Source organism: Paenibacillus residui (genome assembly GCF_042677205.1).
GTDB lineage: Bacteria > Bacillota > Bacilli > Paenibacillales > NBRC-103111 > Paenibacillus_L > Paenibacillus_L residui.
Window position 1 is genome coordinate 11,808 of the sequence record NZ_JBHTIU010000043.1, and the last position, 19,178, is coordinate 30,985.

At 51.9% G+C, this 19,178-nt stretch carries 12 protein-coding genes; 6 read left to right on the forward strand and 6 right to left on the reverse strand.

The features are described 5' to 3' along the window. Positions 1–182 precede the first annotated feature (182 nt). Complete coding sequence (locus ACFQ03_RS14205) at positions 183–776, forward strand: TetR/AcrR family transcriptional regulator (protein WP_144933739.1); 594 nt, start codon at positions 183–185, stop codon at positions 774–776. Positions 777–815: 39 nt separating this feature from the next. Here ACFQ03_RS14205 and def read toward each other — a convergent pair whose 3' ends face one another. Next, positions 816–1,334 (reverse strand): peptide deformylase, encoded by a 519-nt coding sequence (gene def / locus ACFQ03_RS14210; protein ID WP_144933740.1) that lies wholly within the window; start codon positions 1,332–1,334, stop codon positions 816–818. Between the two features lie 26 nt (positions 1,335–1,360). After that, on the reverse strand, positions 1,361–1,600 hold the full coding sequence (locus ACFQ03_RS14215) for a helix-turn-helix domain-containing protein (protein WP_144933741.1): 240 nt from the start codon (positions 1,598–1,600) through the stop codon (positions 1,361–1,363). Positions 1,601–2,453: 853 nt separating this feature from the next. Between ACFQ03_RS14215 and ACFQ03_RS14220 the strand changes: the two genes are divergently transcribed. Together ACFQ03_RS14220 and odhB are read left to right on the forward strand one after the other, a co-directional pair. After that, complete coding sequence (locus tag ACFQ03_RS14220; RefSeq protein ID WP_144933742.1) at positions 2,454–5,321, forward strand: 2-oxoglutarate dehydrogenase E1 component; 2,868 nt, start codon at positions 2,454–2,456, stop codon at positions 5,319–5,321. A 21-nt stretch (positions 5,322–5,342) separates the two neighbouring features. Further along, positions 5,343–6,623: a 2-oxoglutarate dehydrogenase complex dihydrolipoyllysine-residue succinyltransferase gene (gene odhB, locus ACFQ03_RS14225; protein ID WP_144933743.1), complete on the forward strand. Its 1,281-nt coding sequence runs from the start codon at positions 5,343–5,345 to the stop codon at positions 6,621–6,623. A 53-nt stretch (positions 6,624–6,676) separates the two neighbouring features. Here the strand turns inward: odhB and ACFQ03_RS14230 are convergent, their stop codons facing one another. After that, complete coding sequence (locus tag ACFQ03_RS14230; RefSeq protein WP_379288925.1) at positions 6,677–8,203, reverse strand: MDR family MFS transporter; 1,527 nt, start codon at positions 8,201–8,203, stop codon at positions 6,677–6,679. 520 nt (positions 8,204–8,723) lie between these two features. Here ACFQ03_RS14230 and ACFQ03_RS14235 point away from each other — a divergent pair. The 3 genes from ACFQ03_RS14235 to ACFQ03_RS14245 all read left to right on the forward strand — a co-directional run bounded on the left by ACFQ03_RS14235 (position 8,724) and on the right by ACFQ03_RS14245 (position 13,125). Next, a complete protein-coding gene (locus ACFQ03_RS14235; protein ID WP_379288927.1) occupies positions 8,724–10,148 on the forward strand; it encodes a class I adenylate-forming enzyme family protein in 1,425 nt (474 codons plus the stop codon). A gap of 93 nt (positions 10,149–10,241) precedes the next feature. Continuing rightward, a complete protein-coding gene (locus tag ACFQ03_RS14240) occupies positions 10,242–11,402 on the forward strand; it encodes a DUF2264 domain-containing protein (RefSeq protein ID WP_144933746.1) in 1,161 nt (386 codons plus the stop codon). A gap of 64 nt (positions 11,403–11,466) precedes the next feature. Continuing rightward, the gene (locus ACFQ03_RS14245) at positions 11,467–13,125 is read left to right on the forward strand and encodes a DUF4091 domain-containing protein (RefSeq protein WP_144933747.1); all 1,659 of its coding nucleotides are present in this window, start codon (positions 11,467–11,469) and stop codon (positions 13,123–13,125) included. 70 nt (positions 13,126–13,195) lie between these two features. Here the strand turns inward: ACFQ03_RS14245 and ACFQ03_RS14250 are convergent, their stop codons facing one another. The 3 genes from ACFQ03_RS14250 to ACFQ03_RS14260 form a co-directional block, all read right to left on the reverse strand. Further along, positions 13,196–13,906 (reverse strand): polysaccharide lyase family 7 protein, encoded by a 711-nt coding sequence (locus tag ACFQ03_RS14250; protein ID WP_222126598.1) that lies wholly within the window; start codon positions 13,904–13,906, stop codon positions 13,196–13,198. A 652-nt stretch (positions 13,907–14,558) separates the two neighbouring features. Then, positions 14,559–16,205 carry an S-layer homology domain-containing protein gene (locus tag ACFQ03_RS14255; RefSeq protein WP_144933748.1) on the reverse strand — a complete coding sequence of 549 codons (1,647 nt, stop codon included), beginning with the start codon at positions 16,203–16,205 and terminating at the stop codon, positions 14,559–14,561. Positions 16,206–16,387: 182 nt separating this feature from the next. Continuing rightward, positions 16,388–19,177, reverse strand: coding sequence for a glycosyltransferase (locus tag ACFQ03_RS14260; RefSeq protein WP_379288930.1), 2,790 nt, complete (start codon positions 19,175–19,177; stop codon positions 16,388–16,390). Position 19,178 lies beyond the last annotated feature (1 nt).

The window sequence follows — 19,178 nt, forward strand, 5'->3', positions numbered from 1 at the left end:
GACTTGCTTGCGGACATCATCTCCGTTTCCGGGGTGGCGCAGCAAATATCTGCTTTCGTCCAGGACAAAGCGAGTTCGGTAAGCATCATTGACAGAACAAATGATGGCAAATATGGCTTGTGTTCAGTAAGTACTTAATTAAAAGAAGTGGCCGCAATAAAGGACAGACAAAGGAGAGACCTATGGAAACACGCACTAACCGGCAGCAGAAGGCGCTGGAGACGAAGAATAAATTGATCGATGCCGCCCTTCGGACATTTTCCCGCAAAGGATTCAAGGAGAGCACAACGAAGGACATAGCGAAAGAAGCGGGAGTGACCGACGGATTGATCTATCATTATTTTCAATCCAAGGAAGATTTGCTGTGGGCTATTTTTGACAAATATACGCTTCTTCATTCCCTGGAGGAAACCGTCAGCCGATTGGATTCAAACCAGCCCTTAGAGCATAATCTGACGATTTACTTCCAATCGCTGTTTCGCAGTCTCGACGAATCGCAGGATTTGATTGTCATGTGCTTCGGGGAGGCACAACGGAATGACGATATCCGCCGGAAGATACAGGAGATTATCGGCAGAGGGGCGGAGCTGCTTGTAACGTTTCTGGAGCCGAAGGTTCGGATCGGGCGCCGGGAGCTATCGATCGCTGTCCGCAATCTGCAAACAGCGATGGTTTTTCATTTTCTTACGGTAGACCGATTTATGGAAGGCGGGAAGGCCAGACAAGAGTATATAGAAATCTCCGTCCGGCAGCTTCTGAAGATCATTGCTGAATGAACATATTCAACCGCTTGATTTCAAGCGCGGACATAGAGCTTACATCCCCTGATTTGCCAAACGAAGGGCACTCAGCACATTAATGCTTCGCCCGCTGCGGTCGTCATAGAGGGAGTTTCCTTCTACATGGTCAATGAACAGCACTCCGTCCAGATGATCTGTCTCGTGCTGAATGCATCGGGCAAGATAGCCTTCTCCTTCGAGTACGAACCATTCTCCCTGCCTGTTCTGGCTTCTCACCTTTACATAATTTGCCCTTTTGACGATGCCGGTATAACCCGGATAGGACAAGCAGGCTTCCGGGCCTGTTTGCTCTCCCTCGGCTGCAATAATTTCCGGATTGATCAACTCGATCAAACCGTCCCCGCAATCCATGACGACCACTCTTCTCAAAATGCCGATTTGCGGAGCCGCCAATCCGGCCCGGCCTTCGGCGCCATACAGCGTATCCACCATATCATCCAGCAGTTTGAATAATTTATCGTTGAACTCGGTTACCGGCTTGGCCTTTTTCCTTAATATTTCCTCTCCGAAGGGAAGAATCGTCTTGACAGCCATCGGTTCTTACCATCCTTTCTTAGGCATTAAGCTCCTTTAATAATTGAAGGGGTATGAACCCACAATTCGCCGGGGGTGCAATCCAAGGCGGTGCACAGAGCGTCCAGCGTATCGGCTTTCATTTGTTTAGGCTGGCCGTTCAGCAAGGCGCTTATGGATGGGGGAGATAAACGGTATCCCGCCTTATCCTCCAGCAGCCGGGCCAGTGCCGCTCCGGTCCAAACTCCTCTTGCGGCCATCACTTCTCTTAACATCCACACCAGCATGGCAGAGCTCCTCTCCAAGTAAATTTAGGCAACACCTAATTTATTTAAGTATGACCTAATATATCATGAGATCCATTTATTTGGCAACTAATTTTGCCCCTCAGCCGCCAGATAACGGTTACCCGACAAAAAAAGAAGAATTTCGACAGAATTATGAATTATTTTTTACAATCAGCTTAACAATGGCTCTGTAGTATGGTAAAGTATAGATGTCGAATGAAAACAGGGGTAAAACTGCCCGCTGGTGATTGTCTTGGGCCGGTATGGGACAAGCCGTCGAGCTTGTCGATTATTGTCTTGGACCCAGTGCTTTTCAGACTGGTTTGTTTAACCGGCAATAAGCCGTGGGGGACTGTGGATACCGGATGACGCTATACCGCGAAGGTATGTACTCCTCGATAACCTGTTCTCGTATGACGTTAATTTTTCATCTAGGAAAGAAATTTTCCCTTGGCAAATTAAAAGTATGCCATATAGAGATCGGTCATTATTTTTTTCATCCGGTCTTTTTTGGTATGTCCGAGGGAGAACAGCGGCTCCGCTCAATTATTATTTAAGGATCGCCGATTATTTCTGATTAGGAATAGGGAGGTCGAATCCATCTCAAATTGAGAACGATATAATCCTTAATCAATATTTAATATTTTTGTGAACAAGGTTTATAGTAGTAGGTAGGACTTATGTTACATCTTAGATTATATGACAGCCTTAAACAGGGAATATTACTTAACTACAGGGGAAAAAGGAAGACAGATTTCCCCATAATCAGTCAGAGGCCTCGAAGAGGCAGCGCGTTAACGAACAAATAACTTACCTATGGCCATCATGAACATGCAAGGGGAGGTTACCTTCAATGTCGATTGGGGAAATGACCAAGCTAAATCCTTGGCAAACTTATTACGGCCCTAACCTGGGCTACATCAATGAACAGTATGAGAAATACATCGCCGATCCCGAATCCGTGGAACCGACGTTCAGAGAACTGTTTGCCATCTGGGGCGCTCCTCCGGCTTCGTGGAATGCCGGAACGGAAAATGTGCAGGCCCCGGTTCCTAATGTTGAAATTAATGAAAATATGTTGAAAAAAGTCGTCGCTGCTGAAAAATTGGTATGGAATATCCGAACATATGGGCATCTGGCCGCGGATCTGGATCCGCTTGGGTTAGGGTTCACTGCGGATACCCGGCTTCTTGAGCCGGAAACATATCAATTAAGCAAAGACGACTTGTTGGCGTTTCCCGCTTCTTTAATCTGGGAGAACGCTCCGGGGAATGCCGTCACCGGATGGGATGCCATCAAGCAGCTCCAACAAATTTATACCAAGACTACCGCTTACGAATTCAGCCATGTTCACGAGCAGCGGGAAAGGGATTGGCTCAACAAGCGTGTCGAAACCGAAGCATTGTCGGGAACGCCTCTTTCGATAGAAGAGCGGAAGGAATTGCTAAACCGTCTCACCCAAGTGGAGCAGTTCGAAGCTTTCCTGCACCGGACGTTCGTCGGTCAGAAGCGCTTTTCCGTGGAAGGCAATGATGTTCTGATTCCGATGCTTGATGAAGTTGTCCGCATGGTGGCCCGGGAAGGATGTCAGCACATTCTGATGGGGATGGCTCACCGGGGGCGCTTGAACGTTCTGGCCCACGTATTGGGTAAACCTTACAGCAAGATCTTCTCGGAGTTCCATCATTCTCCTAACAAGGACATGATTCCTTCGGAAGGATCGATGGGAATTAACTTCGGTTGGTCCGGCGATGTTAAATATCATTTGGGTGCCGACCGTTCTGTAGTGGAGGGCGAACTGCCGCCAATCCGCCTAACCTTGGCCAATAACCCAAGCCATCTGGAATTTGTCAATCCGGTAGTGGAGGGCTTCACCCGCGCCGCCCAGGATGACCGCGGAGAAGCCGGTTATCCGAAGCAGGATGAAAGCAAGGCTGCCGCAGTGCTGATGCACGGGGACGCCGCTTTTGCCGGGGAAGGAATCGTGGCGGAAACGCTGAACTTCAATAAGCTTCAAGGCTACCGCAACGGCGGAACTATTCATATTATCGTTAATAACCGTCTTGGATTTACAACGGAAAGCTCTGATTCCCGTTCGACCCATTATGCAAGTGATTTAGCCAAGGGATATGAGATCCCGATCGTGCACGTTAACGCCGATGACCCGGAGGCATGTATCAGAGCGGTGCGCCTGGCTTGCGAATACCGTAATTTGTTTAAGAAGGATTTCTTGATTGATTTGATCGGTTACCGCCGATACGGGCATAACGAATCGGATGATCCGGAAATGACCCAGCCGCTTACCTACCATAAGGTACGGAACCATCCAACCTGCAGCAAGCTGTACGGAGACAAGCTTGTGGAAGAGGGGATCATCCCCAAGGAGCTTCCGGAGCAGATGAGGCAGGAAGCTGCGGCACGGCTGAAGGAAGCTTATGATGAAATGAAGGAAAACAACGGACGGGCTTCCAGCAATCCGCCCAACGGGCTGATTGTTCATACGGATAAACCGGAAATCAATACGGCCGTTCCCATGGATCAGCTGAAGGAAATCAATAGAGACCTGCTCAAATGGCCTGAAAACTTTAACGTTTATCCCAAGCTTAAACGGATTTTGGAAAGACGGGCGAATGCTTTGGAAGAAGGGGAGAAGGTTGACTGGGCTCTTGCCGAAACTTTGGCCTTTGCAACGATTCTAGCCGAAGGAAAGCCAATCCGTATTAGCGGACAGGATTCGGAGCGGGGAACTTTCGCCCATCGCCATCTCGTGCTGCACGATACCGAGACCGGTCAGAAATTCTCGCCTTTGCACCGCCTGCCGCAGGCCAAAGCTTCGTTCGCCATCTATAACAGCCCGCTGTCCGAAGCATCTGTGCTCGGCTTCGAGTATGGCTATAATGTGTTCGCTCCGGAGACGTTCGTGCTTTGGGAGGCGCAATTTGGCGATTTCGCCAACGCCGCTCAAGTCATTATCGACCAGTTTATCGCTGCCGGACGCGAGAAGTGGCTCCAAAGATCGAGCCTGGCGATGCTGCTGCCTCATGGCTACGAAGGACAGGGACCGGAGCATTCGAGCGCGCGTCTGGAACGTTTCCTGCAGCTTGCCGGTGATGAGAACTGGACGGTCGCTTATTTGTCCAGCGCGGCTCAATATTTCCACCTTCTGCGCAAGCAGGCGGCAATAGCCGGAACGGATGCGGCAAGACCGCTGGTTCTGATGGCGCCGAAGAGTCTGATCCGGAATCCTCGGGTAGCTTCTTCCGGTACGGAGTTCAGCGAAGGAGCCTTCCGTCCGATCTTGGAGCAGCCTGGTTTGGGCGCCCAGTCCAAGAAGGTGGAGCGCTTGATTCTGTGCACCGGTAAAGTCGCCATCGACCTGGAAGAGGCATTGGATGCGGAGAAGGAAAATCAAGACTTCGACTGGCTGCATATCGTTCGTGTGGAACAGCTTTATCCGTTTGCCGGGGAAGAAATCGAGGCCGTGATCCAGCGCTTCCCCAAACTGAAGGAAATTGTCTGGGTTCAAGAGGAACCGCGGAATATGGGGGCATGGAGCTACATGGATCCCCGCATCAGAGATGTGGCACCCGATAAAGTAAAGGTTCGTTATATCGGCCGTCCGGATCGCTCCAGTCCTGCGAGCGGTTATCAGGACGTTCATAATATGGAACAGCAGCGGCTGATCTCGAATGCATTGAATCGCAGCTTCTTTGAAAACTAATAAAGCAGGGAGGATACGGCTGTGAGTGAAATCATAGTACCAGAAATTGGAGAATCCATATCTGAAGGAACGATTGCGAAGTGGATCAAGAAAGAGGGAGAAACGGTCAGCCAGGGAGATTTGCTGCTTGAACTGGAAACCGATAAAGTCAATCTGGAAATTACGGCTGAGCAAGACGGAGTGCTTACGGAGATTCGCAGACAAGAAGGGGATACCGTTCAGGTAGGTGAAGTGATCGGAATTATCGGAGCGGCATCTGCTGCAGCCGGTGCCCAGCAGAAGGCACCTGAAGAAGCAGCGCCTGCGGCGCCCGCCAAGGAAAGTGCACCGGCCCAAGCGGCCGCTCCGGCTCCTGCGGCAGCTATTAAAGCCGATGCGGACGATGCCGGTTCCTCGGTTACCGCTACTCCGGCAGCTAGAAAGCTGGCCAGAGAGCGCGGTATCGACTTGCGCCAAGTGCAGTCGGCAGACCCGAGCGGAAGAATCTATCCTGGCGATGTGCAATCCCATGTGGCCGGAGCCCCTTCCGCTCCTGCACAGGCTGCAGCCAATCGTCCGCAAGCGGCTCAGCCTGCGGCGCCTATTGACGTGAATCCGGCCAAGCCCGTTGAACGAATTCGGATGTCCCGCCGCCGCGTAACCATCGCTAACCGTCTCGTGGAAGCTCAGAGAACGGCCGCGATGCTGACCACCTTCAACGAAGTGGATATGACGGCAATTCTTGACGTGCGTAAGCGCCGTAAAGATAAGTTCAAGGAGAAGCATGATGTTGGTCTTGGCTTCATGTCCTTCTTCACTAAAGCAGTCGTAGGGGCGCTCAAAGCCTTCCCGCTGTTGAACGCAGAAATTGTCGGCGAAGAAATTTTGGCCAAGAAGTATTATGATATCGGAATTGCCGTAGCCGCCAAGGAAGGTCTGGTCGTTCCGGTAGTGCGGGATGCAGATCGTCTAAGCTTCGCTGAAATAGAGAGAGAGATTGCTGATTTGGCAAGTAAGGCCCGCAACAATGCGTTGTCGCTGTCCGATCTGTCGGGCGGAACGTTCACGATAACGAATGGCGGAGTTTTCGGTTCCCTCTTGTCAACACCTATTCTGAATACGCCGCAGGTAGGGATTCTCGGAATGCATAAAATCCAATGGCGTCCGGTTGCCATTGACGAAGAGCGGATGGAAAACCGTCCGATGATGTACATTGCCTTGTCCTACGATCACCGGATTGTAGACGGCAGCGAAGCTGTCCGCTTCCTGGTAACCGTCAAGGAGCTTCTGGAAGATCCGGAATCTCTGCTGCTGGAAGGATAATCTCAACGGCAAAAAATCCTCCGAAGAAAACTTCGGAGGATTTTTCTTTTTCCTCATTGCCTCTTGGCCGCTGTACTTAGTTGCTTAGCTGCTGTTTGTACCCGTTCCCCAGTCATTGTGAAGATGAAGAAGAACGCCAGGCCCGCTGTAATCAGGGCCCACATGAAGGTTTGAGCGATGGAGGAGGACAGCAGCTCCGTTATTTTGTCCAGCAGCTCTGGCGGGATTAGCGCACGCTTATCCGGGGATAGCATATCGCGCGGATCGCCGATGTCGATCGGAGGCGCCCCTCCGGCACCGGCAAATTCCTTGCCAAGCCCGTTGGTAAACAGGTTCCGCTGAATAATGCCGAAAATAGTGATGCCGAGCGTCATCCCGAGAGAACGCATGAAGGTAAGAGTCGAAGTAGCTGAACCCCGCTGCCGCATATCAAAGTTGTGAATGGCTGCCATGCTTAATACCGAGAAGTTAAATCCTACCCCAAACCCCGTAATAATCATATACACCGTTAGAGTAGACCGGGCCACCTCGGTTGATAAAGTAGACAGCAGGAAAATTCCGAGGAGGAAGCAAATTCCCGAGAAAATCATAATGTTCCGGTAGCTGGTTCGCGTCGTTAGAAACCCTCCGATTTGGCTGCCGAAAACCGATCCGATCATCATCGGCATCAGAATGAGCCCGGAATGGGTCGCCGATCCGCCGAAGACGCCCTGTACGAAGATCGGGATATAGATGGTGGCCACGATAAAAGTAGCCCCATAGAATAGCGCTACCGCGTTACTTGCGGCGAACAGCCTTTTACGAAACATGCTGAACGAAAGGATCGGCTCCGCGGCTTTCGTCTCAACATATAGAAAAACGGCAAACAGGATGGCAAAGGCGGAAAAAAGACCGATGATGACGGCGGAATTCCATGCATAGTGCTGACCGCCCAGCTCGAGCGCGAACATTAGGCTGACAACGGCTGTCACTAGTGTAGCAGCGCCCCACCAGTCAATTTTTTGTTTCGATTTTGCCAAGGACTCATGATAAAAGAAGGAAATAAAAGCAAGTGCCACAACGCCTATAGGCAGGTTGATATAGAAAATCCAGTGCCAGTTTATGTATTCAGTGATGTATGCTCCCAACAGAGGGCCGAATATACTGGATATTCCGAATACGGCGCCGAACAGGCCGCTGATTTTCCCTCTTTTTTCCGGAGGAAAAATATCAAATACGACGGTAAAGGCGATGGGCATCAGCGCTCCTCCGCCGATTCCTTGAATGGCACGGTAAATGCTGAGCTGCTCGATCGTTTGCGCTGTCCCGCATAGTACGGAACCGAGCAGAAAAACGAGCATACCGAACATGAAGAAGCGTTTGCGGCCATACATGTCGGACAACTTTCCGAAGATGGGGGTGCCCGCCATCGTCGCTACCATATAAGAGGAAGTCACCCAGACGATTTTATCGAATCCGCCTAGATCGGAGACAATGGTCCCCATGGCAGCGGCCACAATGGTATTATCCATCGCCGCCATCAGAATACCGAGCAGAAGCCCGGCCACTACAAAGCCAATTTTACTATTCTTAGCAATCATGAAAGTGCTCCTTTGTCATAAGCTGGTCTTGCCCTGTCGATCTGTCTCCGCGCAGAGCGAAGCTGATCTATATTGGGTCCTTCTTGATGAGCAAAGATTTATGTCCCACCACTCCTTCCTCATATCGTTCCCCGCTAATTTATTATAATAAATCATTATTTCAGCCTGCGCTTTATTTTTGTAATCTTAAATTTCTTTACAGCGTGAATAGGGGGCAAAGAAAGAATCTAACGGACATAAAACCTTACTTTAATACATAGGTATTCATCTGCGAAAATAATCCTCAGGAGCTTTTAATAAAAACGGGACAACCGAGGTGGAAAAAGGAGGATTTCAGCGATATACTGGGGGGTGTGGCAGCATTACTTTACTATTGTCCGGTTCGAATGAAAAGTATGGACATATTCTCTGCTGATTTATAGAAATACAAGATATCAATAGTTCTGACATTCAGTTAACATAACATTTATTATGTAAACCAAAGGATCGAAATCGTTTGATTCCATATAAGGAGCACCAAATGCGAATTGAAGAAATGATAATTAAACAGGCTGCACTTACGCCGGATCGTTGGGCAGTGGCCGATTCGAAGCAGCGGTTTACTTACAAGGAATTTATGGAACAGGTACTGTATAGAGTGGACGAGCTGAAGGCAATGGGGGCGGGGACCGGGGAAACGGAAATATTTGCGCTGCAGATGCCCAACAGCATCGCTTGGCTGACAGACGTGCTGGCTGTCATGATGCTTGGCGGTATCGTGCTGCTGCTTCATCCGGAGACGACTGTGGAGGAGCGGACCAGGCTGTTCGACAAGATCGGGCCGCAGTGGCTGTTGGGGATGGACGAGGAGCTTCGTTGGCCGGGGAACAAGCCAAGCCCCCGTCTGCCCCTGCGGCAGGCCGCTTCTGTCAGAGACCTGTTCCTCATCGGGTACACATCAGGTTCTACCGGTGAGCCCAAAGGCTATGTGAAAAGCCATCGTTCCTGGACCTGCAGTCTGGAAGGCTGGACAGAAGCGTTCGGATTGACCGGCAGCGAGCGGATTGCCGTGCCTCTCCCGATGTCTTATTCCGCACAGCTGTATCCGGCCATTCATGGGCTGGCAACCGGCGCGGAGGTCATCCTGATGGAGAGCTATTCGCCCGGAGGGCTTCTAGCTCATAATGCGACCTGCGTAACCATTATCCCGGCGTTACTCGATTCACTAATCCGCTATGCGGATAGCCGGATACCGGAATCGCTGTCGGGGAGGATGCCGAGAACGGTCATATCCGTAGGAACCAAGCTCTCCGCTGCCCAGAGAGCAAGCTTCCGGCGGTGCTTTGGCGAGAGCTCTTTGTACGAATATTACGGTTCATCCGAAATGGGGTATGTGACCTATCTCCGTCCGGAAGAGGCGGAGCGGGCTCCTGATTCGGTAGGGGCTCCCTTCCCGGGGGTGGAGATCGCCTTTATGGACGCCGGCGGTCACCGCATCGAGGCTGAGGAAGGCCGGCCGGGCAAGCTCTATGTCCGCACTGACCAAGCGTTCGAAGGCTATGCCGGGGAAGAAGCTTTGACAGAAGATTGCTGGATAGGGGAATGGGTAACTTCCCATGATCTCGGGTATTGCCGGAAGGATGGAAATATCGTGTTGACCGGACGGGAGCGGGATGTGATCAAAACCGGGGGAAGCCTGGTCTATGCCGCGGAGGTAGAAGCCGCTCTAATGGATATAGAAGGGGTGGCGGAGGCGGCTGTTATACCGGAAGAAGACGGGCAGAGAGGCGAAATCATCCACGCTGTGATCGTACTGCGGCCGGAAGGTGACCTCGCGCTTGTCAGGCGGCACTGCGCTTCCAAGCTCGCACCATACAAACGCCCAAGAAAGTGGAGCGTTGTAGACAAGCTGCCGAGGAACCGGAACGGGAAAGTGGTCAAGAGCCGGATTTTTGTGTCCGATTGAATGTCATAGGATAGTTTTTTCAAGGCAATTTCTGCTATAGTAGTGAAGAAAGCGTTTTTATTCTATATTGTGCCAAGCAGGGGGAGCAAGATTATGAGCTTACCAACCGGGAACAGACAGGAGGACCGGAGCCTCTGGCTGGAATGGATGAGAAGGATTGCCGATCCGGTCCTTACCTCCTTGGCCGCGCGCCGGCTGAGAGCGGACATGCCTGTGGAGAGCAGGGGGACGGATCGGGCGGACTATACTTATCTGGAAGCATTCGGGAGACTGCTGGTCGGCATGGCTCCATGGCTGGAGAGCGGACCGGATGACGATAGTCCGGAAGCGCGATGGCGAGAGCAATATGGTGAACTGGCAAGGCTTGGGATCGATGCCGGCACGGATCCCGAGTCTCCGGACTGCTTTAACTTTACCCAAGGATATCAACCGATCGTGGACGCCGCTTTCCTGGCTCATGCTCTACTGCGTGCGCCGACGGAGCTTTATGGCCGGTTAAGCGGACAGGTTCAGCGCCGGCTTGTTAAGTCGCTGCAGGCGACGCGGTCTCGCAAACCCCATTTTAACAATTGGCTGCTGTTTGCGGCGATGATTGAAGCCGCTTTATACAGGATGGACGAATGCTGGGACCCGATGCGGATCGATTACGCCCTCAAGCAGCACGAGCAATGGTATAAAGGCGACGGAATTTATGGGGATGGCCCGGACTTCCATTGGGATTATTACAACAGCTTCGTCATTCAGCCGATGCTCATCGATATCGTCGGAACGGTCGCACAGGAATCGGACGATTGGAAACGCCTGCAGGAGAAAGTGGAGGCCAGGGCGGTCCGCTATGCCGCCATTCAGGAAAGAAGCATCTCTCCCGAAGGCACTTTCCCGGTCGTCGGCCGGTCCCTGGCCTATCGTTGCGGGGCGTTCCAGCATCTTGCGCAGATGGCGCTGCAGCATAAGCTGCCTCCGGACCTTCATCCGGCTCAAGTGAGGTGCGCCTTGACGGCAGTGATACGGCGGACATTGACGGTGCCGGGAACATTCGACGACAAAGGCTGGCTGCAAATCGGACTATGCGGCCATCAGCCGGAATTGGGCGAATCGTATATTTCTACCGGAAGTCTGTATCTTTGTTCAACGGTCTTCCTTCCGCTGGGCCTGCCGCCTTCCGATCCTTTCTGGCAAGGAGAGGCGGACTGGACGGCGAAGAAAGCCTGGTCCGGGCAGAGTGTGCCTATAGATCAGGCTTTAAGCCGGTAACTGCGCAAGCTCTAGAAGTAGTTTGGGTATGAACAGACGAAGGATTTAGAGGAGGAGAAATCGAATGAAAACAGGCAGTTATAAGCTTGAAACCCGTTGTCTAAGCTCGTTGGTGAAAGTATTTCCGGATGAGGAACTGAACGCCCGGGCCTATACCAAGGGATCCGCTCTATCTAACGAGATGTATTCTTTTCAGATCGCTTATCGCTCCGATTTGTTATTGAAGTGGCTCGAAGTCAAGGTGGAGTCGGAGCTGAACGAGGTGTTGTCGGTCCGCTCCGTAGGGCTCGTACCGGCCGAGATGGTTGCCTATCACGATCATGACGAGCACATTCTTCGTTCGACTCCGGGATTATATCCCGACCCTCTGTATAACATTGCGGAGGAGGGCCTGGCAGGCCTGCCCGGCAATTGGCGCTCCCTATGGGTCGAGGCGGATCTTCAGGGCAAGGTGAAGCCGGGCCATTACCCGATTCGCGTTTTGTTCATGCACGCAGGGGAATGTCTGGCCGAAGAGACCTTCGAGCTGGAGGTCATTGGAGCCGAACTGCCGGAGCAGCAGTTGAAATATACGAACTGGTTCCATACGGACTGTCTGGCGACTTACTACTCCTATGAGATTTTCAGCGAAGAGCATTGGCGGGCGATAGACAATTTTGTACAAACTGCGGTTAAGCACGGCATGAATATGATTCTGACGCCTCTGTTCACCCCTCCGTTGGATACCCGGGTGGGCGGGGAGCGACCGACGGTCCAACTGGTCGATGTGGAGAAATCCGGAGATACCTACCGCTTCGGCTTCGACAAGCTGAAAAGATGGGTGGAGCTCTGCTCGAGGAACGGGGTCCGGTATTTTGAATTCTCTCATCTATTTACCCAGTGGGGAGTCAAGCATGCGCCGAAAATTATGGCTGTCGAGAATGGAACCGAGAAGCGCATTTTTGGCTGGGAGACCGATGCGACCGGGGACGATTATCGGGGATTTCTCTCGCAGTTCTTGCCCGAGCTTGTCCGCTTTATTCAGACCAACGGCCTGGAGGAGCGAAGCTTCTTCCACGTTTCTGACGAGCCTCACAAGGAGCATTTGGAAAACTACCAGAAAGCGAGCGATTTGTTGAAGCAATATTTGGCTGATTTTCCGATGATCGATGCTCTGTCGGACTACGAATTTTATGATAAAGGCTATGTCAAGAACCCGATTCCTGCTACTAATCATATTGAGCCGTTCCTGGAGAATAAGGTTCCGAACCTGTGGACTTATTATTGCTGCTCGCAATACAAGGAAGTGTCGAATCGGTTCCTGAATATGCCGTCCGCACGCAACCGGATTCTGGGCTATCAACTGTATAAATTTGATATTGCCGGGTTCCTGCATTGGGGCTATAACTTCTGGTATGCCCAATATTCGATCCGGCCGATCGATCCATACACCAACACGGATTCCAACTACGGGTTTCCGGCCGGCGATGCATTCGTGGTCTATCCGGGTCCGGATGGACAGGCCATAGAATCGCTGCGGCTTAAGGTGTTCTATGATGCGTTCCAGGATTTGCGGGCGTTGAAGCTGCTCGAAAGCCTGATAGGCAGGGAGCAGGTGCTTGAGCTGATCGAGGAAGAGCTGGAGGAAGAGATTACGTTCCGTACATACCCTCGGGAAGAGGAATGGCTGCTCAACAAACGGGAGCAAATCAACCGCATGATCAAGGACAGCTTGTCCCAATAGCCCGGCGCATGAAGCCTGTCGAAGAACGCCCTCGGATGAGGGCGTTCTTTCTTTACTGTTTTATATGGCTTTATTTGACCCAGTACTTCAGATTTCGAAACTTCGTTTCTGAACGTCCTTCCACTCCATAAACACCGTTCTTAAAGTGACGTGTCGCCGGCCCGCGATCTTCTACGGTCAGAACCAATTCGTCATCTGCATAAACTCGAATGATTCCCTCATCAGCATTATGAGCCACCTTTAGGTTCCACCAATTGTTGTACACATTAGATTTGATAAGCGCACCATTAGGATCGCTAAAATATCGCCTCACCGTGTTATCTGGGTGAACTACCAGCATGATGTCGGTTGCGGGCGTACCCGCCGGCCTGTTAATCCGCAAAATTTGCATCACTGACGATCCGACCGACCCTTCTTCGATATAGACATCTGCTTCCCACATGTGCTCACCAGACGAATACTCGTTATACCAGCGCATCTCGGTACGGGGGTCCGTTGTATTGCCTTGTTTAAAAGGTTTGTCCGTATTATATACCCACATGGTATGTGTATCGGTCGCTGCATCGTAATGGTATCGCTCGCTCAAATCAAGATCCCATGGCTTCTGGATGTAATAACTGAAGGGAACTTGAGTCCATCCGATCGTTGGCGGATCTTGTGCAGCGCCGGCATTTGCCACGGCGCCATTCACTGTCGGCCCGAACTGAAATAGTAGGCAGGCAAGAGATAGAATAAGGATCAGGCTAACCATTTTTTTGGTTTTAAACCCGGCTTGAGCCAATTGATATCATCTCCTAAACGATAAATTTTCCTTCTATTCTAAGATGCCGATCTTTGAAGATGTTGTATCAGGCAAGATAAAGGACCTCCATTTCACCCCCAATCACTCTTACATTTATTTCCTGATACAAACTTTAATACGGTATTCTTGAATTCGCCTTTCCATAATGTGTTATTTTACTTTTGGATTGTGCTTTTTAACGATTTTGTGAAGAACAAGCTGGGCTTGTCGGGAGAGCGGATTTTTTGTCAATGCGAAAGACGGGCTGATTTACGCGAAGAAGGGGAGAGCATGATCCTATAGCGAAGCTGGAAATTGCCCAAGAAGATATCGTGACGTTGAAGATTCAATGCGCAGAGCCGGAAGAGTACAGGGGGGCAATGGGTGGCGGAGGATAAAAATCGATTCATAACGAAGGAAGAATCCGCGCGGATTCATGGAAGTCCTTCAATGCCTATCGTGAACAGTATGGTCTTTCGATTTGGATGCAATAACAGAAAGAAGGAGTCCGGGAAGGTCGTGGAGAATCGGCCTAACTTGCCCTTCGGGCATTGTCGAAAGCAGCAAACGGCCGCATTGGGTTCGGAACCGCAAAGGTTCCAAAACTCAACCTTCCTGGACTTACATACGTCGTTTTGGGCTCTGCCCCGGCCTATTCCCGGTCGGAGAACACCCGGGTCATCAGAACGGCCATTTGGGCGCGGGTGACCGGTTCTTCAGGCCGAAAGGTGCCGTCGGGATATCCGTCCACAACGCCGTATTCGGACATCGTCTGAATGGCGGCATGGGACCAGCGGTCGGGGGCGACATCGGCATAAGGCCTCTTGGTGTTCGCGGATACCGGCGGGTAGTTTAACAGCCGGGCGAGCATGGCCGTCATCTGCTCCCGGGTGAGCGGTTCATCCGGAGCAAAGCTGCCGTCAGCTATTCCGTCCACAATGCCGTTAGCGTACGCCCAGGCAATAGCTCCGGCCGCCCAATGATCCGGCGTCACATCCGCGAAGCCGATTCCGGACGGGCTTCCGCCGGACAAGGCGGCGTCTCCGGCTGCTCCGCCGGCTCCCGAGACGGGGGCTTCTGGCCCCTCCATCATGATCCGCGACAGAACAGTGACGGCCTGTGCTCTGGTCAGCGGTCCGTCCGGAGAGAATATGCCGGCTGCCTCTCCATTTATCCAGCCATGATCATAAGCATCCGCAATTTCGTTATGCGCCCAGTGGCCCATGCTGTCCGGGAAGGCCGCCCCGTTCAGCCAGAGGCGGAAGAAGTCCCAGGTTCGCGCATCTTCCTGGGCAAGGCTCCAGCTTCCGGCACCTTTCAAATGATATTTTCCCACCAATTCCAGTTTGAGCTTCATAGCGGCTTCATTCTCATACCACAGCTCGTAATCTCCCGGGCTAAGCTTGCGCCCATTAACAGTTAATGCCGGATCGGTGGGCAGGACCGTGAAGGTCGCCCTGGCCGAACGGCTAGACGGATCGAGTGTAACGGTTCCCCGGTAAGTCTTGATCAGCTCGTCCGCCATCCGGTTCTGAACGGAGATTCCCAGAATCGTTCCGTCCGATTTCCAGAGTCGACCGTAGAAAGGAAAACCGAGCACGATCTTATCCGCCGGCACCTGGGACAGGGCGAACTCTATCGATTTCTCGATGAACCTCCAACTGGCGACAGAGCCGGGGGCCAGATCCCCTTCATAATGCTCGTCATAAGCCATGATCATCAAATGATCGCTGTACTCGGCCAGTGCCTCGTAATCGTATAGCCCCAGCCACCCTTGATCCGAACCGTACGGATTGGCAGCGACGGCTACGGACACTTCTTTATCCGCAGGCAGTCGGGCTCTCAGAAGCTGCACGAGCGCTGTGAAATCCTCACGGTACAGCTTCGGTATGTTCTCCAAATCTATGTTGATTCCGTCCAATTGATAAGTATGTATAGCTTCGGCCAATTGATCCGCCAGATGCTCTTTATTTTGCAAGGCCAGGATTCCCAAATCGCGATTCCAATCATTGCTTAAGTAGGGGACTACACGAATATTCCGCTTATGCATTTCCTGGATAAAACCGGGATCGAGAGACGGGGAAAGCTGCAGAGAGCCGTCCGGATTAAGCTTGAAATAAGAGGGGGAAATGACATCCAGCGAACCCCGGGTAGTTTCGACATAATCGATATATTTTCCGGGAGAGCCATGAAAGACGTAGGACATATTATATTTGCCCGCTTCCGCCGGGGCCGACCCGGCGAATAAAGAGAGGGCGACAACGGTGCTGAGGAGCGTTTTTCTATAGTTGCTGGACAAGGATGATTCTCCTTCTAGTCAAAGTATTCTAATAGATTCTCTATTTTAACTATAAAGGAGAATGCAGGAAACTCAACGGGCCAAATGCTGGAAAAACCTATACCATCTATTTCCTACGAGGGGGTTGCGGCCCCGGATTCCCGGAGCCGTAAGTGTTGGGCTTCTGCCTGCCGAGCATGCTCTTATCCTTCGGTCCCGAGAATAAGCTCCAGGTGGGGATGAGTATGAAGCGGGACACAAATGCCGTGGTTTTTGTCCGGATTGGCCATCCACAGATGAACGAGCGGCGTGCAATCCCATTGTACCGTACCTCTCTGGCCTCTAGCGGAAAAGATAGGCTTTCTGTATACCAGAGGCTTTCTCAGCCGGGCGCTGCGCTCGCTCCAGCTTCTGCGTATCCGGTGAACGGCAACTCTTCTGGCCGGCCGTGCCAAGGGGAGCGTCAACACCGCCCGATCAATCCGCGTTTCTTGCGGCAACGCCGGCAGTTCAAAAGAACAGTAGGTCACTGTTCTTCTCCTCAGCCTTCGCTGCTTCATGCGGTTAGGAGACAGGCGGATGGTGGAAGCGGGCGGGTCTGCCGCTTCTGCCGGCGCTTCGGGCGGAACCGTCTCTGTTTGAACAGGAACAGGGGGCTGGGGCTCACTGAATGCCGGCTCCTCCTCATCAACGAACTCTTCCTCCAACGGCCATAGAATCGTGGGAATATCCCGCAATCTTTGCTTGGCGGTATTCTCGATCGCCTCTCCCAACTGGCGGATATATTCCTCCGCAGAGTGATGCTGTGCTACGTATACGCGGGCATGCTGCGACAGCTTTGCCCGCAGTGCCTCATCCTTGTACAGGCGAAGCATCGCTTCGGCCAAGGTTGTATCGTCGTCCGGGACGGGCGGCAGCTTCACGGCCGTTTCTTCCGGAAATTCACTGAAGGCCCCGATGTTCGAGATGATGGCCGGGATTCCGGAAGACAGAATATCCAGGAGAGAAGCCGAAGATTCGCCATATGTGGGATAACGGAGATTAATGGCTGCATCGGTTTCCGATAAATGCCGCTGATAAGCAGCATCATCCACATGTCCCAGCACCTTAACGTATGATTCCAGCCGTTCCTCCCGGATAAGGGAACGAACCTGGCGCAGGAATTGCGGGTCAATCGGTCCTACTAACCGGTATTCTATATTCGTAATTCCCTGGCAGACCAGCCTTCCAAAGGCGCGAATGGCCGTCTCAATCTGTTTATGCGGCGTTGCATATCCGAAGCTGGCGAACACAAACTTATTTCCGCCGGCGCATGAAGTCCGGTCGGGAACGGCGGCGGCCTTGGCCGGCAGTCTGGTCACTCTCACATTTCGCACTCCGTCGGAGTTAAGAGAATCCTTGCAGTAACGGCTGTGAACGATAACTTCTTTAGCCTTGTTCAGAAAATATTTATTAATCACGATTTGCTCGTGAGGCCTTTCAATTTGACCGTTCCGGATGGCGGCCGCTACATGCTTGGCACTCTGGCCGTAATGGCTGGACAGAACGTGAGTATAGGTTTCGACATCGTCTTTGGACAAGGTCCACTCGATACTCATCGCATGCAGGTTCAAATCATGCAACACAACAATGCCGCTATAAACTCTCAAATACGGAATCATGTAGATGTGAAAGCCACTGTTGCCCATTTGATAGATGACGGCATCGTAATCCTGGGCCCGGTCATGAAACAGCCGGTGATTGTAAATCCGTACCGTCGGGCCGGGGGGGATGTTGGGAGCATAATCGTCATCCACATAGAAGTCGCAATCGTAATTTCGGGCAAGGAGAGGCAGAATAGACTCCATGTAATCGGCAATTCCGGAACGAATCGGCGGCAAGGGAGTAAAGATAGCGATCTTCCTGCGTATCAACTGCTTATAGCTGGCGATGACCTTGCCCGCTACGGTTTCCCAGCGAAAGCCGGCAGCCTGCCGGAATCCCCGTTGCTGCAGCTCTGCTCTCATGGCCGGCTGGGTAAACAGTTCATACAGTCCGGCTCCGATATCGCTCGAATAATGGGGGTTGACCAGCCTGGCGGCGTCTCCCGCAATTTCCGCAAGCGAGGAGCAGTTGGAGGTCAGTACCGGTGCACCGCAGGCCATTGCCTCGAGGACCGGAAATCCGAGTCCTTCGTATAACGATGGGAAGGCGAATACTTCCGCGGCATTATACAGGTCGGTTATTTCATTATCGGGGACGAATCCGGTTATAACGATATCCTCCGCCACACCGCTCCGTTGGGCAATCTCCATTAGCTGTTGGCGATCTTCGGGAGTAACGCTGCAGCACAGTACCAGTTGATAGGCATGGTTAAGCTGGCGGTTGGCTATGGAGAAGCCTTCGATCAGCCGGGACATATTCTTGCGGAAATCCATGCCGCCGGTGCACATGACATAAGGCTTCACAATTCCGTAGCGGGCAAGCAGCTCCGCCCGGTTCACGGCAGGGAGCACCTTGAACCTGGAATCGATGCCGCCCATGATCGTTACTATCTTGTTCGGGTCCATCCCGAGATGTTGTACGGCATCCTGTTTGGTCGTTTCCGAGATGGCCAGAATCACATCACAAGATTTGATAAACTCGATAACCCGATAATAGAAAGCCTCGAATCCCTCGTTATGCAAATATTGATCTTTGTAAAGGTGTGGGATGATATCATATAACGTTACCGCCAACTTCGTCTTTCCGTACCACTCCCGATTCATCATGGCCTGATTTTTATATTCGAAAGGACTCAGGATATGGAACAGCTCGATTTGATTATGGCGCAGAAATTTCTGCAGTTGACTCTTGAGAGCATCCGGACCGTTGTTGATATCGGGATAAAAGTAAAAAAAGGAGAGGTCCTTGCCGAGGATGGAAACATGCTCGATCAGATTTTTGGAATATCTTCCGATGCCCCGATAATTGGACACCCCCTGAACGAAAGACATATCGAAGGCTATGTTCACT

Excerpts from the sequence above, each read along its gene's own strand:
- ACFQ03_RS14205 (WP_144933739.1), top strand. The coding sequence starts at position 183 with ATGGAAACACGCACTAACCGGCAGCAGAAGGCGCTGGAGACGAAGAAT.
- def (WP_144933740.1), bottom strand. The coding sequence starts at position 1,334 with ATGGCTGTCAAGACGATTCTTCCCTTCGGAGAGGAAATATTAAGGAAA.
- ACFQ03_RS14215 (WP_144933741.1), bottom strand. The coding sequence starts at position 1,600 with ATGCTGGTGTGGATGTTAAGAGAAGTGATGGCCGCAAGAGGAGTTTGG.
- ACFQ03_RS14220 (WP_144933742.1), top strand. The coding sequence starts at position 2,454 with ATGTCGATTGGGGAAATGACCAAGCTAAATCCTTGGCAAACTTATTAC.
- ACFQ03_RS14230 (WP_379288925.1), bottom strand. The coding sequence starts at position 8,203 with ATGATTGCTAAGAATAGTAAAATTGGCTTTGTAGTGGCCGGGCTTCTG.
- ACFQ03_RS14235 (WP_379288927.1), top strand. The coding sequence starts at position 8,724 with ATGCGAATTGAAGAAATGATAATTAAACAGGCTGCACTTACGCCGGAT.
- ACFQ03_RS14240 (WP_144933746.1), top strand. The coding sequence starts at position 10,242 with ATGAGCTTACCAACCGGGAACAGACAGGAGGACCGGAGCCTCTGGCTG.
- ACFQ03_RS14245 (WP_144933747.1), top strand. The coding sequence starts at position 11,467 with ATGAAAACAGGCAGTTATAAGCTTGAAACCCGTTGTCTAAGCTCGTTG.